This window comes from Pseudomonas sp. zjy_15 (assembly GCF_043101865.1).
GTDB classification, from domain to species: domain Bacteria; phylum Pseudomonadota; class Gammaproteobacteria; order Pseudomonadales; family Pseudomonadaceae; genus Aquipseudomonas; species Aquipseudomonas putida_Y.
This window is the reverse complement of record NZ_JBICII010000137.1, coordinates 74,993-99,016: the sequence shown is the minus strand read 5'-3', so window position 1 is coordinate 99,016 and position 24,024 is coordinate 74,993. Positions and strand designations below refer to the sequence as shown.

The 24,024-nt window shown below is 63.5% G+C and carries 17 protein-coding genes; 12 read left to right on the top strand and 5 right to left on the bottom strand.

Annotated features, from left to right (window positions below; translation table 11 throughout):
- Positions 1-130: 130 nt before the first annotated feature.
- The 6 genes from recC to ACF8EF_RS25385 all read left to right on the top strand — a co-directional run bounded on the left by recC (position 131) and on the right by ACF8EF_RS25385 (position 11,787).
- The gene (gene recC / locus ACF8EF_RS25410; RefSeq protein ID WP_176685805.1) at positions 131-3,613 is read left to right on the top strand and encodes an exodeoxyribonuclease V subunit gamma; all 3,483 of its coding nucleotides are present in this window, start codon (positions 131-133) and stop codon (positions 3,611-3,613) included.
- Positions 3,610-7,284 (top strand): exodeoxyribonuclease V subunit beta, encoded by a 3,675-nt coding sequence (gene recB, locus ACF8EF_RS25405; RefSeq protein ID WP_392462195.1) that lies wholly within the window; start codon positions 3,610-3,612, stop codon positions 7,282-7,284. Before recC ends, recB begins: the two co-directional genes overlap by 4 nt.
- Positions 7,281-9,356, top strand: a complete 2,076-nt coding sequence (gene recD / locus ACF8EF_RS25400; protein WP_392462194.1) for an exodeoxyribonuclease V subunit alpha — start codon at positions 7,281-7,283, stop codon at positions 9,354-9,356. The genes recB and recD overlap by 4 nt, the downstream gene beginning before the upstream one ends.
- Positions 9,357-9,456: 100 nt before the next feature.
- On the top strand, positions 9,457-10,023 hold the full coding sequence (locus tag ACF8EF_RS25395) for a YfiR family protein (protein ID WP_392462192.1): 567 nt from the start codon (positions 9,457-9,459) through the stop codon (positions 10,021-10,023).
- The gene (locus ACF8EF_RS25390) at positions 10,020-11,291 is read left to right on the top strand and encodes a diguanylate cyclase domain-containing protein (protein WP_392462190.1); all 1,272 of its coding nucleotides are present in this window, start codon (positions 10,020-10,022) and stop codon (positions 11,289-11,291) included. The genes ACF8EF_RS25395 and ACF8EF_RS25390 overlap by 4 nt, the downstream gene beginning before the upstream one ends.
- A 4-nt stretch (positions 11,292-11,295) precedes the next feature.
- Positions 11,296-11,787 (top strand): OmpA family protein, encoded by a 492-nt coding sequence (locus ACF8EF_RS25385; protein ID WP_129932575.1) that lies wholly within the window; start codon positions 11,296-11,298, stop codon positions 11,785-11,787.
- A 284-nt stretch (positions 11,788-12,071) separates the two neighbouring features.
- Here ACF8EF_RS25385 and ACF8EF_RS25380 read toward each other — a convergent pair whose 3' ends face one another.
- Positions 12,072-13,022, bottom strand: coding sequence for a LysR family transcriptional regulator (locus tag ACF8EF_RS25380; RefSeq protein WP_176682500.1), 951 nt, complete (start codon positions 13,020-13,022; stop codon positions 12,072-12,074).
- Between the two features lie 132 nt (positions 13,023-13,154).
- On the opposite strand from ACF8EF_RS25380, the gene ACF8EF_RS25375 reads away from it, so the two are divergent.
- On the top strand, positions 13,155-14,681 hold the full coding sequence (locus ACF8EF_RS25375; protein ID WP_010955322.1) for a CoA-acylating methylmalonate-semialdehyde dehydrogenase: 1,527 nt from the start codon (positions 13,155-13,157) through the stop codon (positions 14,679-14,681).
- 10 nt (positions 14,682-14,691) lie between these two features.
- A complete protein-coding gene (gene mmsB / locus ACF8EF_RS25370) occupies positions 14,692-15,579 on the top strand; it encodes a 3-hydroxyisobutyrate dehydrogenase (RefSeq protein ID WP_176682502.1) in 888 nt (295 codons plus the stop codon).
- A gap of 192 nt (positions 15,580-15,771) precedes the next feature.
- On the opposite strand, the gene ACF8EF_RS25365 is transcribed toward mmsB, so the two are convergent.
- Positions 15,772-16,116: a cupin domain-containing protein gene (locus ACF8EF_RS25365; protein WP_003251579.1), complete on the bottom strand. Its 345-nt coding sequence runs from the start codon at positions 16,114-16,116 to the stop codon at positions 15,772-15,774.
- 141 nt (positions 16,117-16,257) lie between these two features.
- Positions 16,258-17,139, bottom strand: coding sequence for a LysR substrate-binding domain-containing protein (locus tag ACF8EF_RS25360; RefSeq protein WP_392462189.1), 882 nt, complete (start codon positions 17,137-17,139; stop codon positions 16,258-16,260).
- A 78-nt stretch (positions 17,140-17,217) separates the two neighbouring features.
- Between ACF8EF_RS25360 and ACF8EF_RS25355 the strand changes: the two genes are divergently transcribed.
- A complete protein-coding gene (locus tag ACF8EF_RS25355) occupies positions 17,218-17,982 on the top strand; it encodes a sulfite exporter TauE/SafE family protein (protein ID WP_176682504.1) in 765 nt (254 codons plus the stop codon).
- On the opposite strand, the gene ACF8EF_RS25350 is transcribed toward ACF8EF_RS25355, so the two are convergent.
- Positions 17,972-18,286, bottom strand: a complete 315-nt coding sequence (locus ACF8EF_RS25350; RefSeq protein WP_010955318.1) for a putative quinol monooxygenase — start codon at positions 18,284-18,286, stop codon at positions 17,972-17,974. The two genes, ACF8EF_RS25355 and ACF8EF_RS25350, sit on opposite strands and share 11 nt — an antisense overlap.
- A 163-nt stretch (positions 18,287-18,449) precedes the next feature.
- Between ACF8EF_RS25350 and ACF8EF_RS25345 the strand changes: the two genes are divergently transcribed.
- From ACF8EF_RS25345 to ggt, 3 genes are all read left to right on the top strand, one after another.
- On the top strand, positions 18,450-19,040 hold the full coding sequence (locus ACF8EF_RS25345) for an NAD(P)H-dependent oxidoreductase (RefSeq protein ID WP_176682506.1): 591 nt from the start codon (positions 18,450-18,452) through the stop codon (positions 19,038-19,040).
- A 183-nt stretch (positions 19,041-19,223) separates the two neighbouring features.
- On the top strand, positions 19,224-20,120 hold the full coding sequence (locus tag ACF8EF_RS25340) for a LysR family transcriptional regulator (RefSeq protein ID WP_392462187.1): 897 nt from the start codon (positions 19,224-19,226) through the stop codon (positions 20,118-20,120).
- A 117-nt stretch (positions 20,121-20,237) separates the two neighbouring features.
- Positions 20,238-21,905, top strand: a complete 1,668-nt coding sequence (ggt, locus tag ACF8EF_RS25335) for a gamma-glutamyltransferase (protein WP_021784305.1) — start codon at positions 20,238-20,240, stop codon at positions 21,903-21,905.
- Positions 21,906-22,044: 139 nt separating this feature from the next.
- Here ggt and ACF8EF_RS25330 read toward each other — a convergent pair whose 3' ends face one another.
- Positions 22,045-24,006 carry a methyl-accepting chemotaxis protein gene (locus ACF8EF_RS25330; protein WP_392462197.1) on the bottom strand — a complete coding sequence of 654 codons (1,962 nt, stop codon included), beginning with the start codon at positions 24,004-24,006 and terminating at the stop codon, positions 22,045-22,047.
- Between the last annotated feature and the right edge of the window lie 18 nt (positions 24,007-24,024).

Below are 24,024 nucleotides of genomic sequence, written 5' to 3'. Positions count from 1 at the left end.
GGGCCAAAAAATCTGGCCCTGCTCGAATCCAGCGGGCACGCCCGCTCCCGCGGCCTGATGGCATTCGGCCGTTTTATGTACGCATGATATCGTTCCCCTCTCAGCCATCAGCGCCTCCAGAGACCTTCCGATGCTCAACACCGCCCATCTCCACCCTGGCTTCATGATCGTCCACGGCAACCGCCTCGACGACCTGCGTAGCCTGGTAGTGAGCTGGATGCGTCGCTACCCGCTGGCGCCTCTGGAAAACGAAATTGCCCTGGTGCAAAGCAACGGTATCGCCCAATGGCTCAAGCTGGCCCTGGCTGAAGATCCACTGGAGGATGACCTGGGCGGCTGCGGCATCGCCGCTGCAATCGATGTGCAACTGCCCGGTAGCTTTATGTGGCAGCTGTACCGCAGCGTGCTTGGCCGTAGCGAAATTCCCGAAGTGTCCCTGCTCGACAAGGCACCACTGACCTGGCGTCTGATGCGCCTGCTGCCAGCGCTCATCGAGCGCCCGCACTTCGAGCCACTGCGGCGCTTCCTCACCGACGACAGTGACTTGCGCAAGCGCTACCAGCTGGCCGAGCGCCTGGCCGACCTGTTCGACCAGTACCAGGTCTACCGCGCCGATTGGCTCAAGGACTGGGCCACCGGCGAGCATGTCATCAACACGGCCCGCGGCGAGCGCAAAGTCCTGCCGCCAGGCAACCGCTGGCAAGCCGAGTTGTGGCGAGCATTGCTGGAGGATGTTGGCGAGCAAGGCATGGCACAGAGCCGCGCCGGAGTACACCAACGCTTCATCGAGCGCATCTCCAGCCTGGAGCAGGCGCCTGCCGGGCTGCCACCGAGGGTGATCGTGTTCGGTATCTCTTCGCTGCCGGCCCAGGCCCTGGAAGCGCTGGCAGGCCTGTCGCGTTTCAGTCAGGTCCTGTTATGTGTACACAACCCATGCCGCCACCACTGGGCCGATATCGTCGCCGACAAGGACCTGTTGCGCCACCAGTACAAACGCCAGCAACGCAAGCAAGGCATGCCCTTGCAACTGGACGACCAGACACTTCACCAGCATGCCCATCCGTTGCTGGCAGCCTGGGGTAAACAAGGCCGCGACTACATCAACCTGCTCGACAGCTATGACGACCCGGGCAGCTACCAGGGCGTGTTCAGCGACGGCCGCATCGACCTGTTCAGCGATGGTTCACCCACCACGCTGCTCAACGAACTGCAGGACGACATTCTGGAGTTGCGCCCGCTCGCCGAGAGCCGTGAACTGTGGCCGCCAGTGGACACCACAAAAGACCGCTCGATCCGCTTCCATATCGCGCACAGCCCGCAACGTGAAGTGGAGATCCTCCACGACCAGCTGTTGGCCCGCTTCAGCGCCGACCCTACTTTGCGCCCGCGCGACGTGATCGTCATGCTGCCGGACATCGACACTTACGCGCCACATATCCGCGCCGTCTTTGGCCAGTTGCAGCGCAACGACCCGCGCTACATCCCGTTCACCCTGACAGACCAGGGCCAGCGTGGTCGCGAGCCTTTGCTGATCGCGCTTGAGCACCTGCTCAAACTGCCTGACAGCCGCTTCGCGGTCAGCGAAGTGCTCGACTTGCTGGACGTGCCGGCAGTCCGCGCCCGCTTCGGCATTCGCGAAAACGACCTGCCTACGCTGCACCGCTGGATCGAGGGCGCTGGCATCCGTTGGGGCCTTGACGCCGACCAGCGGGCGAGCCTTGGTTTGCCCGCCGGGCTTGAACAGAACAGTTGGCGTTTCGGCCTGCGCCGCATGCTGTTGGGTTATGCCGTGGGGGTAGGCGAGGCCTGTGATGGCATTGAACCCTACGATGAAATCGGTGGCCTGGACGCTGCACTGATCGGCCCGCTGGTCGCGTTGCTCGATGCGCTCGAAGTCGCCTGCCAGGCCTTGTCCGAGCCTGCTACCGTCAGCCAGTGGGGAGAGCGACTGCATGCTTTGCTGAACGTGTTCTTCCTCGCCGAGGACGAGGGTGATGAATTCCTGTTGATGCAACTGCAGGATTTGCGCGATAGCTGGCTTGAGGTATGCGAGACCGTCGGCCTGCACGACCCGCTACCGCTTACCGTGGTACGTGAAGCCTGGCTGTCGGGCCTCGATCAGGGCAAGCTGTCGCAACGTTTCCTCGCCGGCTCGGTCAACTTCTGCACACTCATGCCCATGCGCGCGATCCCTTTCAGGGTGGTCTGCCTGCTGGGCATGAACGATGGCGACTACCCGCGTGCGCAGCAACCGCTGGACTTCGACCTGATGGCCAGCGACTACCGCCCCGGTGACCGCTCACGCCGCGAAGACGACCGTTACCTGCTGCTTGAAGCGCTACTGTCTGCACGTGACCAACTGTATGTCAGCTGGGTGGGGCGCAGTATCCGCGACAACAGCGAACGCCCGGCCTCGGTGCTGATCGGCCAGTTGCGCGATCACATCGCTGCCGGCTGGCATTTGGCCGACGCGCAGCAGGGGCAGCCAGTGAAACCGGGCGAGCAACTGTTGCACGCACTGACCCAGGAACACCCGCTGCAGCCGTTCAGCCCTCGGTACTTCCAGAAGGACAGTCCTCTGTTCAGCTATGCCCATGAATGGCAGGTGCTGCACCAGCAGGGTGAGGCAGACGAGCAAAGCGAGCCGGGCCTGCCGCCTTATCAGGACGCTGAAGCCCTCAGTCTGCACCAGCTGAATGATTTCTTGCGCCACCCGGTCCGGCACTTCTTCAGCCAGCGCTTGAAGGTGTACTTTGAGGCGCTGGAAGCGCCGACCCCGGACGAAGAGCCCTTCGTCCTCGATACCCTGCAACGCTACAGCGCCAGTGAAAGCCTGCTTGGCGCCGCCTTGGCCGCACCGGACCACGCCGAACAGGCCTTGCGCGCCCAGGCCCGACGCCTGCAGGCCTGCGGTTTACTGCCGCTAGCCGGTTTCGGCGAACTGCTGCAGAACGAGTTGATCGAACCGCTGCCGGATCTGCTGCAACGTCACCAGCAATTGCTGCAACGCTGGCCACAGCTGGTCGAGGGCGCTTTGCCGGTGCATTTCGAGCACGGTCAGCATCGACTTGAGGGCTGGCTGGGCCGGGTGTTCCAGGCGGAAGATCAGAGCCTGCTCAGCATCACCACAGTACCCAACACCATCAGTGCCGGGCGCAACAACCTCAAGTGGCACCGCCTCATTGCGCCCTGGGTTACGCACCTGGCGGCCTGTGCAGCGGGCTACCCCTATAACAGTGCATTGGTAGCCAGTGACCTGACCCTGTTGCTTGCACCGCTGCCGCAAGCGCTGGCCGCGCAACTGCTGGGCGACCTGTTGGTGGCCCGTCAGGCGGCAATGAATGCGCCGTTGCCAGTCGCGGCCAAGACCGCATTCGCCTGGTTGGCCCAGGACGATGCCGATAAAGCAATGGCCGCAGCCGCTCGCGCCTACGAAGGCGACGAACGCACCAGCTTTGGCGAGCGAAGTGAAAGCATTGCCCTGGCCCGCCAGTTCCGGGACTTTGCAGCACTCACCGCTGACGAGACGTTTGAAGGCTGGTGCGAAACCTTGTACCGCCCGTTGTTCACCGCCCCTTGGCAGACCTTGGGCAACACGGAGAAAGGCGCATGACCCAGGACCGTCCTCTGGCACTGAGTTTCCCTCTGCACGGTAGCCAGCTGATCGAGGCCAGCGCTGGCACGGGCAAGACCTTCACCATTTCGGCGCTGTACCTGCGCCTGATCCTCGGTCACGGTGGCGAGCAGGGCTTCGAGCGCGAGCTGCTGCCACCGCAGATCCTCGTGGTGACCTTCACCGACGCCGCCACCAAAGAGCTGCGTGAGCGCATCCGCGCCCGCCTGGCTGAAGCCGCACGTTTTTTCCGTGGCGAACTGGAAGGCGCCGATCCACTGTTGCACCAGCTGCGTGACGATTACCCGCAAGAGACTTGGCCGCGTTGCGCCGGCCGGTTGGAAATCGCCGTGCAGTGGATGGACGAGGCTGCAGTATCGACCATCCATGGCTGGTGCCAGCGCATGCTGCGCGAGCATGCCTTCGACAGTGGCAGCCTGTTTACCCAGACCCTGGAAACCGACCACAGCGAGTTGTTGGGCCAGGTCATGCGCGATTACTGGCGGCGCTTCTGCTATGGGATGCAAGGTGACCCACTGGCCTGGGTGCGCAGCAACTGGGGGAGCCCCGACGCCTTGCTGCCGCGCATTCGCCCGCTGTTCGGCCGTGTGCGCGCCCAGCAGGATGGGCCAGAGCCCGCCGCATTGATCCAGGCGTCGCTGCAGCAACGTGGCACTCAGTTGGCGCGGATCAAGGCACCATGGGCGCAATGGGCCGAGGAACTGCGGCAAATCTGCCGCGATGCGCTGACCGCCAAACAGGTCGATGGCCGCAAGATGCAAGCCCGTTACTTCGAGCCCTGGTTCGACAAGCTCTGCGCTTGGGCCAGCGATGAGCAACTGGTAGAGCTCGACTTGGGCACCGGCTTTACCCGGCTGACCCCGGTGGGCATGGCCGAGGCCTGGAAGGGAGAACCTCCCGAGCACCCAGCCCTCAACGCCATGCAGCACTTGCAGCAACAATTGCAGGCCCTGGACAGCCCGGATGCCCCGCTGCTCGAGCACGCCGCCAGTTGGGTATCGGCGCGTTTCGAAGTGGAGAAGCGCCGGCGTGCAGAAATGGGCTTCGACGACATGCTCGTGCGCTTGCAGCACGCACTCGCCAGCGAGGCCGGCGAGCGTCTGGCCAGCCTGATCCGTGAGCAGTTCCCGGTAGCGCTGATCGACGAATTCCAGGACACCGACCCGGTTCAGTACGGCATTTTCGAGCGCATTTACCAGATCAGCGAGAATCGCGCAGAAACCGGCCTGTTCATGATCGGCGACCCCAAGCAGGCGATCTACGCCTTCCGGGGTGCCGACATCTACACCTACCTTGCCGCGCGACGTGCCACCAGCGGCCGCCTGCACAGCCTGGACACCAACTACCGCTCCAGCAAAGCCATGGTCTCGGCGGTCAACCAGGTGTTCCTGCAGGCTGAGGCGCGTGAAGCGGGGCGGGGGGCATTCCTGTTCCGCGAGGCCGATGACAACCCGCTGCCATTCATCGAGGTGCGCGCCAAGGGGCGTGGCGAACAGCTGCTGATTGACGGTGAGGTCAGTGCGGCCCTGCAATGCTGGCAGCTGGAAAGTGAAGAGCCAGTCTCCAGCAGCGTTTACCGCCAGCAACTGGCCGCCAGTTGTGCCAGCCATATTGTTGCCTTGCTCAATGGCGGCCAGCAGGGCACGGCGGGCTTCCAGAATGCCGAAGGCGAATTGCGCGCCTGCTTGCCCTCGGACATTGCCATCCTGGTGCGCGATGGCCATGAGGCGCAGATGGTCCGCGCCGAACTGGCCGCACGCGAGGTTCGCAGCGTCTACCTGTCCGACAAGGACTCGGTGTTTGCCGCCCAGGAAGCCCACGACCTGCTGGCATGGCTGAAGGCCTGCGCCGAGCCTGACTCGGAGCGCCTGCTCAAGGCTGCTCTGGCAAGCCTGACACTGGGCCTGTCGCTGGCTGCGCTGGACCGGCTTAACCAGGACGAGCGGGTCTGGGAAAGCTGGGTGATGCGTTTTCGCCTGTACCGCGACACCTGGCAGCGCCAGGGGGTGTTGCCGATGTTGCGCCACCTGCTGCATGACTTCCAGCTACCGCGCACGCTGATCCGCCGCAGTGATGGCGAGCGGGTGCTGACCAACCTGCTGCACCTGGCCGAGCTGCTGCAGCAGGCCGCCGGCGAACTGGACGGCGAACAGGCGCTTATCCGCCACCTGGCCGAGCATCTGGCCAGTTCCGGGCAGGCCGGTGAAGAGCAGATCCTGCGCCTGGAGAGCGACGAACAGTTGGTCAAGGTGGTGACCATCCACAAATCCAAGGGCCTGGAATATCCCTTGGTCTACCTGCCATTCATTTGCACCAGCAAACCGGTGGATGGCAGCCGCCTACCGCTGGCCTGGCATGACAGTGAAGGTAACGCCCATCTCACCCTCACACCCGACCAGGAGCAGATCGAGCGCGCTGACGACGAGCGCCTGGCCGAAGACCTGCGCCTGCTCTACGTGGCCCTGACTCGCGCCCAGCATGCTTGCTGGCTGGGTGTCGCCGACCTCAAGCGCGGTAATCAGAAGAGCTCGCAGCTGCACCGCTCGGCTTTTGGCTACCTGCTGGGGGGCGGCCTGGCCTTGGCTGGCTCGGCGCAGCTAGCGGACTGGTTGCAGGCTTTGGCGGCGAAGTGCCCGCACATCACTTGCCCAGGCCTGCCGCAGGCGGATGAGCAGATGTACCGCATGCCACACGCCGAGCGTGAACTGCTGCCAGCACGCAGGCCACGCCGTGCGGCTGCCGAGCACTGGTGGATCGCTTCCTACAGTGCCCTTCGTGTCGGCGATCAGACCCTCGACGCCGACAGCTCGCAGGCCCAGCAACTGCTGGATGACGAGGTGGCCGATGCCCAGGTGTTGCGCGAGGTCCCGGCCGACAGCGGCGATATCCATCGCTTCCCGCGGGGGCCTAACCCCGGCACCTTCCTCCATGGCTTGCTGGAGTGGGCAGGCCGCGAGGGCTTCAGCGAGGTCAGCGGTGACCCTCAGCTGATCGAGCGTACCGTTGGTCAGCGCTGCAACCGCCGTGACTGGACCGGCTGGATCCCCACCCTGAGCCACTGGATGCAACGTTTGCTGGGCGAGGCGTTGCCACTGCCGGGCGGCGACCAGAGCGTAACCCTGGGCCAACTGCGTCATTACCAGATCGAAATGGAGTTCTGGTTCGCCAGCCACCGGGTCGACGCAGAACAACTCGATCGCCTGGTGGCACGCCACACCCACCCCGGTCTGGCGCGCCCGGCTGCGCAGCCGACCGTGCTCAACGGCATGTTCAAAGGGTTCATCGACCTGGCGTTCGAGCTGGACGGGCGTTACTACGTGACCGACTACAAATCCAACTGGCTGGGTGCGGACATCCAGGCCTACGATGCCATGGCTATGGAAAAGGCGATTCTTGACCACCGCTATGACCTGCAGTACGTGCTGTACCTGCTGGCCCTGCATCGCCAGTTGCGTGCGCGGCTGGCGGACTACGATTATGACCGCCATATTGGCGGCGCCCTGTTCATCTTCCTGCGCGGTGCCAGCAGCAGCGGCCACGGCGTGTACCACGTCAAGCCACCGCGTGAGCTGATCGAAAGCCTCGATGCGTTGTTCCGTGGCGAGCACGCGCCGGTACAGCAGGACCTGTTTGCCGGAGTTGCGCCATGAGCCGAAGCCTTGTCGACCTGTTGCCTACCCCTCTGCACGCAGAGCACCTGCTGGCGCTGGCACCACAGGACAACAGTGGTGACCTGCTGCAATTGCTCGACCGCTGGGTCGAGCGGGGCTGGCTACGTGCCCTGGATCGCGCATTCGTGTCGTTCCTGGACGAGCGCGCACCCGGCAGTGATCCCTTGTTATTGCTGGCGGCGGCGCTGGCCAGCCACCAGCTGGGGCACGGACATGTCTGCCTCGACCTGCAACAAACCTTGGCCGAGCCTGATTTCGCCCTGTCGTTGCCGCCGGAAGGTGACGCCCTGATCGGCCCTTTGCTACTGCCATCGCAACTGCTCGCCAACCTCGACTTGAATGCCTGGCTTCAGCGCATCAGCGCCAGCCCACTGGTGGCGGCAGGTGATGCGCCTGGCCAGCAAGCCCGGCCACTGGTACTCAGTGGCGAGCGCCTTTACCTGCGCCGTTACTGGAGTTATGAGCGGCGCATCGACCATGCCCTGCGCCAGCGCCTGAGTCAGGCCGAAGCACCGCCTGCAGACCTGCCAGAGCGCCTGGCGCAATTGTTCGAGGGCGGCGCGCCAGCTGGCCAGGTGGACTGGCAGAAGCTCGCCTGTGCCTTGGCCACCCGTGCCGGTTTCAGCATCATCACGGGCGGTCCCGGTACCGGCAAGACGACCACCGTGGTACGCCTGTTGGCGTTGCTGCAGGCGCCGGCAGTGGAGCGGGGCAGGCCACTGCGCATTCGCCTGGCTGCACCGACCGGCAAGGCCGCTGCGCGCCTGACCGAATCCATTGGCCAGCAAGTCGAGCGCCTGCAAGTCAGCGCCGAAGTACGCGGGCAAATCCCTACTGAAGTCAGCACCGTGCATCGCCTGCTCGGCAGCCGCCCGGGCTCGCGGCACTTCCGCCATCATGCTGGCAACCCCTTGCCGTTGGATGTGCTGGTGGTCGACGAGGCGTCGATGATCGACCTGGAAATGATGGCCAACCTGCTCGATGCCTTGCCGCCGCGGGCGCGTCTGGTGCTGCTGGGCGACAAGGACCAGTTGGCCTCGGTCGAGGCCGGCGCGGTGCTGGGTGACCTGTGCCGGGATGCTGAGGAGGGCTTTTACTCACCGGCGACTGCAGCGTGGCTTCAGCAGGTCAGTGGCGAGTTGCTGGCCGGCAGTGGCCTCAAGGCCGGCGATGAGCAGCGTCACCCGCTGGCCCAGCAGGTGGTGATGCTGCGGTTTTCACGGCGTTTCGGTGAAGGCAGCGGAATTGGCCAGCTGGCCAGACTGGTCAATCGTCAGGATGCTCACGCGGCGCGCAACCTGCTGGCCACGCCGCCTGCCGACGTGCACAGCCTGTCGCTCAAGCACGAGCAGGATCGTGCTTTCGACCGCCTGTTACTCGACGGCCTGAACCGCGGGGCCGATGGCCCTCAAGGCTACCGCAGCTACCTGCGCACCCTTGGCCGTTACCGGCCGGCACTTGATACCGACTTTGACGACCCCGCCTGGGAGCAGTGGGCGGCCAAGGTGTTGCGCAGTTTCGAAGATTTCCAGTTGCTGTGCGCGGTGCGCCGGGGCGTCTGGGGTGTCGAAGGCCTCAACGAGCGGGTGGCGCGGGTGCTGCACAATGCCGGTCTGATCGACAGCCAGCAGCCTTGGTACGAAGGGCGCCCGGTGCTGGTGACCCGCAACGACTACGGCCTTGGCCTGATGAACGGTGACATCGGCATTGCCCTGCGCCTGCCCGATGAGCATGGCCAGCCGCTGCTGCGTGTGGCCTTCCCGCGCAACGACGGCAGTGGTGGTGTGCGGTTCGTTCTGCCGAGCCGGCTCAACGAAGTGGAAACGGTATTCGCCATGACCGTGCACAAGTCCCAAGGCTCGGAGTTCAGCCACACTGCCTTGGTGCTGCCGGATGCGCTCAACCCGGTGCTGACCAAGGAACTGGTGTACACCGGCATCACCCGGGCCAAGCATTGCTTCAGCCTGGTCGAGCCACGTCAAGGCATCTTCGAAGAAGCGGTGGCGCGCAAAGTACGGCGTATTTCCGGGTTGATGCTCGAACAGGTCTAGGGCCATGAAACCCATTACACGTGGCCGCATGCTCATACAATAAAGCGGCCATGTGCTATCGTTGCGCCGATATCGGAAGGGGCTTGAAGGGATTTCCCACATGAACGTGGCCGCAAGGCGAGTGACAAGCTGTGCGCTTTCGCTATTGCTGGCCGTCCTGTTCCTTTCTGCAGGCGCTGCCCAGGCAGACCCCGGTACAACCGCCGCCCAGGCACAGCAACGCGCCAAGGCAGTCACCCAGGTAGTACTGGGTATCTTCAGCTACGCCCGCTGGCCCGTCGAACCTTCTCCTTTGCGCCTGTGCCTGGTCGGCCCGACCGAGTACGCCGACGATCTCATCAAGGGCCATGTCCAGGAGTCTGGCCGGCCGCTGCAGGTGCGGCGCCTGCTGGCAGAAGACACCCAGGTCGCCCAGGCCTGCGATGCCATCTACATCGGCAAGCTTGACCAGGGCCAGCGGGATCGGCTGTTCCAGCGTATCGGCGGCCGCCCGGTGCTGAGCATCAGCGAGGCGGATGACCCATGCACGGTCGGCAGCCTGTTCTGCCTGCGGGTCAGCGACCAACAGGTGGCCTTTGAGGTCAATCTCGACTCGGTGGCACGCTCTGGCGTGCGCATTCACCCCAGCGTGCTGCAATTGTCGCGGCGCCGGGCGGGGCAGCCATGAAGCAGCCCCGCAAGCGTACCGTGCGCCCGACCCTGCGCTCGGTACTGGGCCGTGGCCACCTTAGCGTCGCCTTGCTTGCCGTTGGCCTGGCGGGTATTTCGCTCACCCTGCTGGGCGTGCTCGCCCTGCGAGTCTATGCCAACCATAACCTGCAACTGATCGCCCGCTCGATCAACTACACCGTAGAGGCGGCGGTGGTGTTCGATGACAGCGCCGCCGCCAATGAATCGCTGGCGTTGATTGCCAGTACCGAAGAAGTGGCCGAGGCCAAGGTCTTCAACAACGAGGGCGAGCAACTGGCGCACTGGCAACGCGACAATACCGGCATGCTCGCGCAGCTGGAGGTGCAGGTTGCCACTGCCTTGCTGGAAGAGCCGGTCATTCTGCCTATCGTGCACCAGAACCAGCAGGTGGGGCACATCGAGCTGGCAGGCCAGGGCAGGAGCCTGTTGCTGTTCCTGCTCAGCGGCTTGGCCGGGATTCTGTTCTGCACGGTCCTCAGCGCCCTGGCTGCCCAGTATCTGTCGCGGCGCCTGCTCAGCGATATCACCCGCCCGTTGCGTGGCCTGGCCAGTGTCGCCCATGCCGCCCGCCGCGAGCGCCGCTTCGACCGGCGCGTACCAGAAGCGCCGATTGCCGAGCTCAACGAACTGGGTAACGACTTCAATGCGCTGCTGGATGAACTGGAGGTGTGGCATAGCCACCTGCAGAGCGAAAACCAGACCCTGGCCCATCAGGCCAGCCACGACAGCCTGACCGGCTTGCCCAACCGCGCCTTCTTTGAAGGGCGCCTGAGCCGCAGCGTGCAAAATGCGGCGCGCCAGCAGGACCACCTGGCAGTGCTGTTCCTCGACAGCGACCACTTCAAGCAGATCAACGACACCCTCGGCCACGCCGTGGGTGACGAGGTGCTGATCAGCGTGGCCGAACGTGTGCGCGCCCAGCTGCGTGAGCAAGACCTGGTGGCGCGCCTGGGTGGCGACGAGTTTGCCGTGCTGTTGACGCCTTTGCATTCGCGCAAGGACGCCGAACACATTGCCGAGAAGATCGTTGCCAGCATGAAGTTGCCGGTGCAACTGGACAGTGGCCGCAGTATCTCCACCTCGCTGAGTGTCGGTATTGCCTATTACCCGGATGACGGCGCTGACCCCGCCAGTCTTCTCAATGCCGCCGATGCGGCAATGTACCAGGCCAAGCGCAAACGCCGTGGCCATTGGCAAGTGGCGCAGACGGAACGGTCCGCCAACGAAATCAGGAACAGGAGTTGAACCCGTGATGCAAGCTTTACGATTCCCGCTTTGGGCCTTGTTGCTCGCCCTGCTGGCGCTGACCGGTTGTCAGAGCGCACCCCCCAAGGGCCTTACCCCAGAACAGATTGCTGTGCTCAAGCGCGAAGGTTTCACCCCGACCGATGAAGGTTGGGCCTACGACTTGTCTGGCAAAGTGCTGTTCGGCAGCGATCTGGACAGCCTCAACGGCCAGAGCCAGGCGATTGTCGAGCGCATCGGCAAGGCGCTGCTCGGCGTTGGTATCCAGGGCGTGCGGGTGGACGGGCATGCCGACTCGTCGGGCAAGGCGGCATACAACCAGCAGCTTTCCGAGCGCCGCGCGCAAAGCGTGACCAAGGCACTGGTGGGGATTGGCATGCAGGCGCAGAACATTCAGAGCCGTGGCCTGGGCAGCAGCCAGCCGGTGGCGGACAACCGCACCAGCGCCGGGCGTACCGAGAACCGTCGGGTGTCCATCGTGGTAGCGTCCTACTGATCGTCGCCGCACGGGCAGTCACAATCTCCAGTGAGAGCGGGCGTGCCCGCGAAGCAGGCAACGCGGTGTCTGGCACCGGCTTCGCCGGTGTTCGCGGGCAAGCCCGCTCCCACAGGATCTGTGCTTGTCCTTGGAAATGCGCAGGCCCATCAGTCACATATCCCCTGTGGGAGCGGGCGTGCCCGCGAAGCAGGCAACGCGGTGTCTGGCAGCGGCTTCGCCGGTGTTCGCGGGCAAGCCCGCTCCTACAGGGGCTGTGTTGCCTTCGGAAATGCGCAGGCCCATCAGTCCTGGGCAAAGCGCATCTCGCGGGTTTGCCCCATCAACAACGGCGCATTCGCCTCGGTCACCCCGCGGATGTAATCCCACAGCAGGGTAATGCGCTTCAACTTGCGCAAGTCTTCCCGGCAGTACATCCAGAAGTGCCGCGTGACCTCGATCTCCTCCGGCAACACCGTGACCAATCGCGGGTCCTGCGCGGCGAGGAAGCACGGCAATATCGCCAGCCCACGCCCCTGCAGCGCTGCCGTGTACTGCGCGATCACGCTGGTACTGCGCAAATGCGCGCTGGCGTTGGGGATCAGGTTGGCCAGGTACAGCAGCTCGGAGCTGAACGCCAGGTCATCCACGTAACTGATGAACGGGTGTTTGGCCAGATCCGTCACCTGGCGGATCGGCGCGTGGCTGTCCAGGTAGTCCTGGGTGGCATACAACCGCAAGCGGTAGTCGCACAGCTTGCAGCACACATAAGGCCCATGCTCGGGCCGCTCCAGCGCGATGACGATGTCCGCCTCACGTTTGGACAGGCTGATGAAGTGCGGCAGCGGCAGGATGTCCACCGAAATCGCCGGGTAGGCGTCGACGAAGTGGCTTAGCTGCGGCGTGATGAAGAAGCTGCCAAAGCCCTCGGTGCAGCCCATGCGCACATGGCCCGACAATGCCACCCCCGACCCGGACACCTGCTCGCAAGCCATGTGCAGCGTGCTCTCGATGGATTCGGCATATCCCAACAGGCGCTGGCCCTCGGCGGTCAGCACAAAGCCGTTGGTGCGCGACTTTTCGAACAGCAAGGTGCCCAGCGCGCCCTCCAGCGAGCTGATGCGTCGCGACACGGTGGTGTAGTCCACGCTCAGCCGCTTGGCAGCACTGCTGGCCTTGCGGGTGCGAGCCACTTCGAGGAAAAACTTCAAATCGTCCCAGTTGAGCGCGCTCAGGGATGTGAGGTCTTTTTGCATGATGATCCGGTTTTTTTGTGCGTTCTTGTTGGATGTTTGCACATCTATACTCGAAACAAGCCTCAGGACGCCACCTCGCGTTTGCCCGGCGCTGGCGATCTCGTCCCGACAACAATTCCAAGGAGAACGCAGATGAACGCACCGCAATCCCCTAACAGCACCAAGGTTGAGCAGGTCAAGCTGCTGATCGACGGCCAGTGGGTCGAGTCCAAAACCACCGAATGGCGTGACATCGTCAACCCGGCCACCCAAGAGGTGCTGGCGCGCGTACCGTTCGCCACCGTCGAGGAAGTCGACGCAGCCGTGGCCGCCGCGCAACGCGCATTCCAGACCTGGCGTAACACCCCGATCGGCGCCCGCATGCGCATCATGCTCAAGCTGCAGGCGCTGATCCGCGAACACACCAAACGCATTGCCCAGGTGCTCAGCGCCGAGCAGGGCAAGACCCTGGCCGACGCTGAAGGCGATATCTTCCGCGGCCTGGAAGTGGTCGAGCATGCTGCGTCCATTGGTACCCTGCAGATGGGCGAATTCGCCGAGAACGTCGCCGGCGGTGTCGATACCTACACCTTGCGCCAGCCGATCGGCGTATGCGCTGGCATCACCCCGTTCAACTTCCCGGCAATGATCCCGCTGTGGATGTTCCCCATGGCCATCGTCTGCGGCAACACCTTCGTGCTCAAACCATCCGAGCAGGATCCGCTGTCGACCATGCTTCTGGTCGAGCTGGCGCTGGAAGCCGGCGTACCGGCCGGCGTGCTGAACGTGGTGCACGGCGGCAAGCAGGTGGTGGATGCCATTTGCACCCACCAGGACATCAAGGCGATTTCCTTCGTGGGCTCTACTGAAGTCGGCACGCACGTGTACAACCTCGGCAGCCAGCATGGCAAGCGTGTGCAGTCAATGATGGGCGCCAAGAACCACGCGGTGGTGCTGCCTGATGCCAACCGCACGCAAACCATCAATGCGCTGGTCGGTGCTGCCTTTGGTGCGGCGGGCCAGCGCTGCATGGCTACCTCGGTGGCGGTGTTGGTGGGCAAGGCCCGCGAATGGTTGCCGGATATCAAGGAGGCTGCCAGCAAGCTCAAGGTCAATGCAGGCTGTGAGCCGGGCACCGACGTTGGCCCGGTGGTTTCCAAGCGTGCCAAGGAGCGTGTGCTGGGCCTGATCGAAAGCGGTATCAAGGAAGGCGCCAAGCTGGAACTCGACGGCCGTGACGTCAAGGTACCTGGCTATGAGCAAGGCAACTTCGTCGGCCCGACCCTGTTCTCGGGCGTGAAGACCGACATGCAGGTGTATACCCAGGAAATCTTCGGCCCGGTGCTGGTGACCCTGGAAGTCGACACGCTCGACGAGGCCATCGCCCTGGTCAACGCTAACCCGTTCGGCAACGGCACCGGCCTGTTCACCCAGAGCGGCGCGGCAGCACGCAAGTTCCAGAGCGAAATCGATATCGGCCAGGTCGGCATCAACATCCCGATCCCGGTACCCGTACCGTTCTTCAGCTTCACCGGCTCGCGTGGTTCCAAGCTCGGTGATCTCGGGCCGTACGGCAAGCAAGTGGTGCAGTTCTACACTCAGACCAAGACTGTCACTGCTCGCTGGTTCGATGACGACAGCGTCAACGACGGTGTGAACACCACCATTAGCCTGCGCTAAGGAGTACGTCATGCGTATCGCATTCATCGGCCTGGGCAACATGGGCGCGCCCATGGCCCGCAACCTGATCAAGGCCGGGCATCAGCTCAACCTGTTCGACCTGAACAAGGCCGTGCTGGCCGAGCTGGCAGAACTGGGCGGGCAGATCAGCCCCTCGCCCAAGGACGCGGCGGCCAACAGCGAGCTGGTGATCACCATGCTGCCGGCCGCAGCCCATGTGCGTAGCGTGTACTTGAACGAGGACGGCGTATTGGCCGGCATTCGTCCTGGCACGCCGACCGTTGACTGCAGCACCATCGACCCGCAGACCGCACGTGATGTGTCCAGGGCTGCAGCGGCCAAGGGCGTGGACATGGGTGATGCACCGGTTTCCGGTGGCACTGGCGGCGCCGCGGCCGGCACCCTGACGTTCATGGTTGGCGCCAGTACCGAGTTGTTCGCCAGCCTCAAGCCGGTACTGGAGCAGATGGGTCGCAACATCGTGCACTGCGGGGAAGTCGGTACCGGCCAGATCGCCAAGATCTGCAACAACCTGCTGTTAGGCATTTCGATGATCGGCGTGTCCGAGGCCATGGCCCTGGGTAACGCGCTGGGTATCGATACCAAGGTGCTGGCCGGCATCATCAACAGTTCGACCGGACGTTGCTGGAGCTCGGACACCTATAACCCGTGGCCGGGCATCATCGAAACCGCACCGGCATCGCGTGGCTACACCGGTGGTTTTGGCGCGGAGCTCATGCTCAAGGACCTGGGGCTGGCTACCGAAGCGGCACGCCAGGCACACCAACCGGTGATTCTCGGTGCCGTGGCCCAGCAGTTGTACCAGGCCATGAGCCTGCGAGGCGAAGGTGGCAAGGACTTCTCGGCCATCGTCGAGGGTTATCGCAAGAAGGAGTGATGCAAGAGGTGGATTTCATCGCGGGCCAGGCGGCCTTCCCTCTGTAACTGCGCACCAGAGGGAAGGGCGTCTGCTCCGCGATTTTTTTCGTCCACGCTTACAGGTATTGCGCGGCCGTGGTAGGAGCGGGTTCACCCGCGAATGCTACAGAAGCCTCACCGCCGCATTAGCAGGTAAACCCGCGCCTACAAGTCAGGCGAAGACGAAATACTTGCGTACAGTCTCGACCACTTCCCAGGTACCTTTCATGCCTGGCTCGATCACGAACACATCACCTGCTTTCAGGTGCTTCGGCTCTTCGCCTTCCGGGGTGATGATGCAGTAGCCATCGAGGAAGTGGCAGAACTCCCATTTATCGTAGTTGACCTCGAACTTGCCCGGGGTGCAGATCCAGGTGCCCATGATCTTGCTGCCGTCGGCCGACAGGTAGGCATTGAGGTTGACGGTGTGCGGATCGCCGCCGATGCGCTTCCACTTGGTGGCGTCCACGACCGGCGTCGGGCAGGTTTCGCGCAGGACGGTGATGAAATCGGACATGGCACAACTCCTGGTGACTGGCTGAATGACTGGTCACCATAGGCCCAACGGCCGAGCCGCAGTTGCCTGGGCTCGACGTCCAGGTGTCTGGTCGCGCTATGGCAGGCGGTTTGCCTCGACAGTGGAGTGCGCCCCTGCGCGTCAGCCAGTAAAGGTGGCTACCAGTTCTGCGGCATAGCCTGGTAATGCCGCAAAATCCCGCGCGCACACCAGCAACCGGCGGTTGGCCCATGGCTCCTGCAGCGCCACCCAGTGCAACGGCAGCATGCCTTGCCAGCGCTGCACCGCTGCCAGCGGCACCACGCCGATTCCGGCCCCGCCCGCGACCATGCGGATCACCCCATCAAACCCCTCCGCACGCACCCGAACCTGCATGCGTTGCCCTTCGTGCAGCGCTTGCTCTTCCAGGTACAACCCCAATGCACTGAGCGCCCCCAGGCCTACATAGCCATGGGCCAGGCTATCGACGAAGCTTGGCGCCAGCGCACTGGCCAGAGGGTGGCCCAGCGGTGTCACTAGCACCAGCGGGTCGTCTCGAAACGGCCGGGTCTGCAGGTGCTCGCTGGGGGCGGCTGTGGAAACGATACCCAGGTCGGCCATGCCTTGGGTAATTGCCTGCACGATGCGCAAACTTGGCAGCTCTTGCACGTCCACGCTGACGCCCGGGTTTTCAGCCAGATAGCTGGCCAGCAGTTCGGGCAAGTATTCGGTCAGCGCTGCGGTGTTGCACAGCAGGCGCACTTGGCCTTGCTGCCCTTGCGCGTATTGGCCCAGGTCGAACTGCAGGCGTTCGACCTGCTGCGTTATCAGCCGTGCATGCTGCAACAGTGCCTGGCCAGCCGGCGTTGGTTGTACGCCACGGCGGTTACGTTCCAGCAAGGGAATGCCCAGCGATGCTTCCATGGCGCGGATGCGCGCACTGGCTGCCGGCAGCGACAGATGGCTGCGGCTGGCGCCGGCGGTGATGTTGCCGCACTCCAGGGTGTGCTGGAACAGCTTGAGGTCGGTCAGGTCGAAATGCATGTGGCTCTGTCCTGGCAAGAGGCTGGCTGAGTATATGGCAGATTCTCACGTTGTCCGGGGTGCGCCATCATCGGCCCCATGACTACCTTGCTCGCTTTCTACCAGAACATTGGCCCGGCACTGTCGTTGCTGGTTGTACTGACCTTCCTGCTGGCTGGCGCAGTGAAGGGGGTCATCGGTCTGGGCCTGCCGACCATTGCCATGGGCCTGTTGGGCCTGGCTATGCCGCCGGCGCAGGCTGCCGCATTGCTGATCGTGCCCTCGACGCTCACCAACCTGTGGCAGTTGGCCTGCGGCGGGCACCTGCGAGGGTTGTTGGTCCGCCTGGGGCCGATGCTGGTATTGATCTTTGTCGGCACCTTGCTGGGCAGCGCCTGGGTGGGAATCAACAGCGGCCCATGGGCTGCGCACGCGCTGGGGGGCGCCTTGCTGGTCTATGCGTTGTATGGGTTGGTCGGTTTGGGCCTGCATGTGAAACCGGCACACGAGCGCTGGCTGGGACCGCTTTGCGGGCTGGTCACGGGTGTGGTCACGGCGTCGACCGGGGTGTTCGTGATGCCAGCGGTGCCTTACCTGCAGAGCCTGGGTTTGAACCGCGAGCAGATGATCCAGGCCCTGGGCTTGTCGTTTACGGTGTCGACCCTGGCCTTGGCCCTAGGCCTGGCCGGGCAGGATGCCTTGGGTGGCCAGGCGCTAGGAGCGTCGCTGCTGATGCTGGCGCCGGCCTTGCTCGGCATGCTGGCGGGGCAGTGGCTGCGTCAGCGGATCAGCGCGCTGCTGTTCAAGCGTTGTTTTTTCATCGGCCTGGCCGCACTCGGCGGCCACCTGCTGATCAACGGTTAGCGGACGAAGCGCTGAGCATGTCGACCCTCTGGATATCGAAATCGCGCTCCAGGTAATCCATGCGTTTTTCGAAGAAGGCGGCCATGTGCGGGAGGGCCGAGTGCACGTCCAGTGCGGCCTTGTCGGCCCACACTTCGAAGAACACAAACAGGCTCGGGTCCTGCTGGTCGCGCAGCATGTGGTACTCGATGCAGCCGGGTTCCTGGCGGCTTGGCTCGACGTAGGGACGGAACAGGTTTTCGAACGCATCAGCCATTTCCGGGCGGGTCTTGGCTTTGAGGATAAAGGCGAACGGCTCACTCATGGGGCGCTACTCGGTGATGGGTGGTGAGTCGATTCTACGGCAATAATGCATTGCTCATTCGTGACTTCTGGTCAATTGTATTTTGCCCCGTCACCGCTGTATCCCGCCCCCGCGAGCCTCTAACCTGCCGGCATCAATTTTTGATTCGGCCGTGGAGGCCAGCATGAAAAAGATCCTTCTGCTCAATGGTGGTAAACAGTTCGCTCACTCCGAAGGCCGTCTCAACGCCACCTTGCATGACGCGGCCATCGCTCACCTGGACCGCGCCGGTTTCGATGTGCGCCAGACGTTCATCGATGGCGGCTACGATGCCCAGGAAGAGGTGGAGAAATTCCTCTGGGCCGATGTGGTGATCTATCAGATGCCCGGCTGGTGGATGGGCGCGCCGTGGACCGTGAAAAAGTACATCGACGAAGTGTTCACTGCCGGCCACGGCAGCCTGTATGCCAATGACGGTCGTACCCGATCGGACCACTCGCAGAAATACGGCAGCGGTGGTCTGGTGCACGGCAAGCAATACATGTTGTCGCTGACCTGGAACGCGCCGCAGCAGGCGTTCGATGACCCGAGCGATTTCTTTGAAGGCAAAGGGGTGGATGCCGTGTACTTCCCGTTCCACAAGGCCAACCAGTTCCTCGGCATGACCGGCCTGCCGACCTTCCTGGCTGTGGATGTGATGAAGCGCCCGGATGTGCCGGCGGCGTTGGCAGCTTATGAGGCTCATCTGGACAAGGTGTTTGGCAAGGCACAGTAATTTTATGCCTGTACGGGCCTATTCGCGGGCTTGCCCGCTCCCACAGGTATTACGCAGGTTTCAAGGACTTTGCAGTACTTGTGGGAGCGGGCAAGCCCGCGAATAGGCCCGTACAGGCGCCGCTGGACTTGGCCTAGACAAGCGGTTATCTAATCCTTGCACAGACCAACCACAGGCCCAGATGTGAAAACCCGATCCGAAGAACTCCAGGTATTCGTCGCCGTCATCGACTGCGGCTCGATTTCCGCTGCTGCCGAGCAGATGGGCCAGACCCCGTCTGCCGTCAGCCGCACCCTGTCGCGTCTGGAGGGCAAGCTGGGCACCACGCTGGTCAACCGCACCACCCGGCGCATGGACCTTACCGAAGAGGGGCGCTACTTTCTTGAGCGCTCGCGGCTGATCCTGCAGCAGATGGACGAGATGGAAGAGCGTCTGTCGATGAACCGCCAGACCCCGACCGGGCGATTGCGCATCAATGCTGCGGCGCCGTTCATGCTGCATGCCATCCTGCCGTGGATCGGCGAGTTCCGCCGCCAGTACCCGGGCATCGAACTGGAGCTCAACACTGACGACCTGATCATCGACCTGCTGGAGCAGAGCACCGATGTGGCGATCCGCATCGGTGAACTGGCCGACTCCAGCCTGCATGCGCGCAGCCTGGGTTGCAGCCCGGTGCAGGTGCTGGCCAGTCCGGCCTACCTGGAGCAGCACGGCACGCCACGGCAGGTCGAGGAGCTGGCCGAGCACTGTCTGCTCGGCTTCAGCCAACCTGAGTCGCTCAATCACTGGCCGCTACGCCATGCTCAGGGCGACCGCTGGAGCATCCGCCCGGCGCTGGTCGCTTCCAGCGGCGAAACCCTGCGCCAGTTGGCGCTGGCCGGGGAGGGCATCGTCAGCCTGTCGCACTTCATGACCCACGAAGATATCCGCACAGGGCGCCTGCAGGTGCTGCTGAGCGAGGCCAACAATGGCTACCGTCAGCCGATCCACGCGGTGTATTACCGCAATACCCAGTTGGCGCTGCGCATCCAGTGCTTCCTGGATTTCATCCAGCGCAAGCTGGCGATGTACGCCTGCTGAGTTGCCTGATCGCGACAAATCCTGTCCACAGGCGGCGAAACTTCCGACGGTTGATTGCACAGTCGAAGCGCTTCGGCCTTACTGACTGCTCAACAAAAACAACACCAAGGAAGTGTCATGCGTATTGTCCCTTTCCAGTATCTGGCTCTCGCAGCCGCGATCCTGAGCTGTTCCTCGGTTTACGCCGCCACCCTGGAGGGCGGCGCGGTGGCCGCCCCCGATCAATATGGTGCACAGGTGGCCGCCGATATTCTGAAAAAGGGCGGCAACGCGGTGGACGCGGCAGTGGCGACCGCCTTCACCCTGGCGGTGACTTACCCGGAAGCCGGTAATATCGGCGGTGGCGGCTTCATGACCCTGTTCGTCGATGGCAAGCCTTACTTCCTCGACTACCGTGAAGTCGCGCCCAAGGCCGCCACGCGCAACATGTACCTGGACGACAAGGGCGAGGTCATCGAGAACCTCAGCCTGGTCGGGGCACGCGCCGCAGGCGTACCCGGTACGGTAATGGGCCTGTGGGAGGCGCACCAGAAGTTCGGCAAGCTGCCCTGGAGCGAGTTGCTGACCCCGGCCATCGGCTATGCGAAAAACGGCTTCAAGGTGGCGGAAAAGCAGTACCAGTACCGCAACGATGCCCAGGGCATGTTCAAGACGGCGACCAACTTCAACGATTACTTCGGCAACATGAAGGTCGGCGAGCTGTTCAAGCAGCCGGAAATGGCCCAGACCCTGGAGCGTATAGCCGACAAGGGCGTGAGCGAGTTCTATCAAGGCAAGACCGCCGATTTGCTGGTGGCGCAGATGCAGGCTGACAAAGGCCTGATTACCAAAGACGACCTGAAGGATTACAAGGCGGTATGGCGTGAACCGATGGCCGTGAGCTGGCGTGGCAATGTGGTGTATACCGCGCCACCGCCGAGCTCGGGCGGTGTGGCGCTGGCCCAGTTGCTGGGCATCAAGGAAGACCGCGCGGCCGACTTCAAAGGGGTGGCGCATAACTCGGCGCAGTATATCCACCTGTTGGCCGAGATCGAGAAGCGGGTGTTCGCCGACCGCGCCGACTACCTGGGCGACCCGGCCTTCACCAAGGTGCCGGTGGACCAGCTGGTGGCCAAGGATTACCTGGCCAAGCGCGCAGCCCAGGTCAACCCGAAGGCCATCTCCGAGACCGACAAGGTCAAGCCGGGCCTCGAACCGCACCAGACCACGCATTTCTCGATCATCGACAAGCAGGGCAACGCGGTCAGCAATACCTACACCCTCAACCTCGACTACGGCAGTGGTGTGGTGGTGAAGGGCGCCGGTTTCCTGCTCAACGACGAGATGGATGATTTCAGCGCCAAACCGGGGGCGGCGAACGCCTTTGGAGTGGTCGGCGGTGATGCCAACGCGATCGAACCGGGCAAGCGCATGCTGTCGTCGATGAGTCCCAGCCTGATGACCCGCGATGGCAAGGTCGAGCTGGTTATCGGTACCCCGGGTGGTTCACGGATCTTTACCTCGATCTTCCAGGTGATGAACAACCTGTACGACTACGGCATGCCGCTGGACAAGGCGGTGGCGGCGCAGCGCGTGCACCATCAGTTGCTGCCCAAGGACACCATCTACTTCGACAGCTATGCGCCACTGACCGGGCCGGTAGCTGATGAGCTGAAGAAGATGGGCTATGTGCTGGAGGACCAGGGCTGGGAGATGGGTGACATCCAGGCGATTCGAGTCGATGGAGCGAAGCTTGAGACCGCTTCCGACCCACGTGGGCGTGGGGTGGGGATGATCGTCAAGTAGTACCTGTGAGCACGCCGGGAGGGCTTTGCCCTCCTATCGCGACACAAGGCCGCTCCCACGAGGACCTGCGTACGTCGATCAATGTGGGGGGCGGCCTTGAATCGCGAAAGGGCCGCAAAGCGGCCCCAGGTTCCAACGGTCAGACGCGGAACTGGCTGACCAGTGTCTGCAACTGCCCACCCAGCCGCGCCAGTTCAACACTCGACGCTGCCGTCTCGTCACTGGCTGCTGCGGTCTGCTCTGACACATCACGTACATTCAGGATGCTTCGGCTGATCTCTTCAGCCACCGCACTCTGCTGCTCTGCCGCTGCAGCAATCTGCTGGTTCATCGACTGGATGCTCGATACCGTACTGGTAATGCTCTCCAGTGATGACCCGGCCTTTCGCGCCAGTTCGACGCTGCTGTCGGTCAGGGTACGGCTGCCCTGCATGGCACTCGCCACTTGCTGGGTGCCGTGCTGCAGGCTGGCAATCAGCTCTTCGATCTCTTCGGTAGACTTCTGTGTGCGCTGGGCCAGGCCGCGCACTTCGTCGGCAACCACAGCAAAGCCACGGCCTGCCTCGCCGGCGCGTGCCGCCTCGATCGCTGCATTGAGCGCCAGCAGGTTGGTCTGTTCGGCCACCGACTTGATCACGTCCATCACGCTTCCAATCTTCTGGCTTTCCTGCTGCAGCAGGTTCATGGCCTCGGTAGAGCGGTGCATGTCTTCGGCCAAGCGTTCGATCTGGCCAATCGCTTCGCCCACCACGCGGTCGCCGGCCCGGGCTTCGTCATCGGCACCGGTGGCTGCATGTGAGGCCTGCTCGGCATTGCGCGCCACTTCCTGAACGGTAGCGGCCATTTCGTGCATGGCGGTGGCCACCTGGTCGGTCTCGACTTTCTGGCTGTTGGCGCCGGCGCTGGTCTGTTCGGTGACTGCCGACAGCTCTTCGGCGGCGCTGGCGATCTGGGTGACGCCATCGCGGATGCCGCTGATCAGCTCGCGCAGGGTGGTGCCCATACGTGCGATGCCTTGCTGCAGTACGCCCAGTTCGTCGCGGCGGGTGACGCGCATGTGCTGGGTAAGGTCGCCGCTGGCGATCTTTTCCACGGCCATCAGGGTGTCTTGCAAGGGGCGAGTGATCTGGCGGGTGATCAGCACCGCCGCCAGCACGCCGACCAGCAGCGCCAGCAGCGTGGCAATGGCCTGTAGGCTGCGGGCCTGGGTGCTCTCGATGTCACGGCGCTCTAACTGGATCTGGTACAGCGCGTCGCTGCGCTTGACGATGTCGGCGCCCTGCACGGTCATTTCGGCGCGCGAGGTGGTGATGTTGGCAACCGCGTCGCGGAACTGGCGCACGGCCTCACGATAGGCCAGTACCGCGTTTTCGAACTGTTGCAGGCGCGTGTCTTCGCTGGGCAGCTGGCGCTTGAGGTTGTCGGTATCGGCCAGTGCTGCATCCAGCTGGCGCAGGGCAGCCTGCTCGTTGGCGCTGCTGTTGTCGGCGATGTAGCCACGCACATCGATGCGTACCTGCAGCAATTGCTGGCGGGCCTTGCTGATCAGCTGGTACTGGGCCAGGCGCACGCTGTCAGCCTCGGGGCGAGCCATCACCTCCCGGCTGAGAGCATCCATGGCCTGGTCGGCGCGGATGGCCGAGCTGTCCATGGAAACGCGCGCCGCGCGGGTGGCGTCGTAGCCCTGGCGCATCTTGTTCAGCGACACCTTGTAGGCGCTGATGGTTTCGCCCAGTTCACCCAACAGCTTGATGTTCTCCGGGCTTTTGAAGGTGGTGGCCAGGTAGGCCTGCTGCTTGCTGAATGCATCCAGCTTGGCCAGGGTGTTGGCGGCGGCGGTATCGTCGCCGTTGGCGATCATGTACTGCAGGCGCGCAATGCGCAGATTGGTGAGGTCCTTGTTCAGCTGGCCGATATCACCCATCCAGTTGCTGCGGTCGATCAGGCTGCCCAGGCTGGTCCAGCCGGTGAGGGCCAGCAGGCCGGTGAGGACCAGCACCAGGCCGAAGCCCAGGCCGAGTTTAAGGTTGACGCTGATGTTGGCGAACCAGCTGTTCATGCACGCTCTCCAGAAGTTGATTTCGCTCTCTTGATCTTCGATCGCAAGGCGTTTTTGTTC

Excerpts from the sequence above, each read along its gene's own strand:
- recC (WP_176685805.1), top strand. The coding sequence starts at position 131 with ATGCTCAACACCGCCCATCTCCACCCTGGCTTCATGATCGTCCACGGC.
- recB (WP_392462195.1), top strand. The coding sequence starts at position 3,610 with ATGACCCAGGACCGTCCTCTGGCACTGAGTTTCCCTCTGCACGGTAGC.
- recD (WP_392462194.1), top strand. The coding sequence starts at position 7,281 with ATGAGCCGAAGCCTTGTCGACCTGTTGCCTACCCCTCTGCACGCAGAG.
- ACF8EF_RS25395 (WP_392462192.1), top strand. The coding sequence starts at position 9,457 with ATGAACGTGGCCGCAAGGCGAGTGACAAGCTGTGCGCTTTCGCTATTG.
- ACF8EF_RS25390 (WP_392462190.1), top strand. The coding sequence starts at position 10,020 with ATGAAGCAGCCCCGCAAGCGTACCGTGCGCCCGACCCTGCGCTCGGTA.
- ACF8EF_RS25380 (WP_176682500.1), bottom strand. The coding sequence starts at position 13,022 with ATGCAAAAAGACCTCACATCCCTGAGCGCGCTCAACTGGGACGATTTG.
- ACF8EF_RS25375 (WP_010955322.1), top strand. The coding sequence starts at position 13,155 with ATGAACGCACCGCAATCCCCTAACAGCACCAAGGTTGAGCAGGTCAAG.
- mmsB (WP_176682502.1), top strand. The coding sequence starts at position 14,692 with ATGCGTATCGCATTCATCGGCCTGGGCAACATGGGCGCGCCCATGGCC.
- ACF8EF_RS25365 (WP_003251579.1), bottom strand. The coding sequence starts at position 16,116 with ATGTCCGATTTCATCACCGTCCTGCGCGAAACCTGCCCGACGCCGGTC.
- ACF8EF_RS25360 (WP_392462189.1), bottom strand. The coding sequence starts at position 17,139 with ATGCATTTCGACCTGACCGACCTCAAGCTGTTCCAGCACACCCTGGAG.
- ACF8EF_RS25355 (WP_176682504.1), top strand. The coding sequence starts at position 17,218 with ATGACTACCTTGCTCGCTTTCTACCAGAACATTGGCCCGGCACTGTCG.
- ACF8EF_RS25350 (WP_010955318.1), bottom strand. The coding sequence starts at position 18,286 with ATGAGTGAGCCGTTCGCCTTTATCCTCAAAGCCAAGACCCGCCCGGAA.
- ACF8EF_RS25345 (WP_176682506.1), top strand. The coding sequence starts at position 18,450 with ATGAAAAAGATCCTTCTGCTCAATGGTGGTAAACAGTTCGCTCACTCC.
- ggt (WP_021784305.1), top strand. The coding sequence starts at position 20,238 with ATGCGTATTGTCCCTTTCCAGTATCTGGCTCTCGCAGCCGCGATCCTG.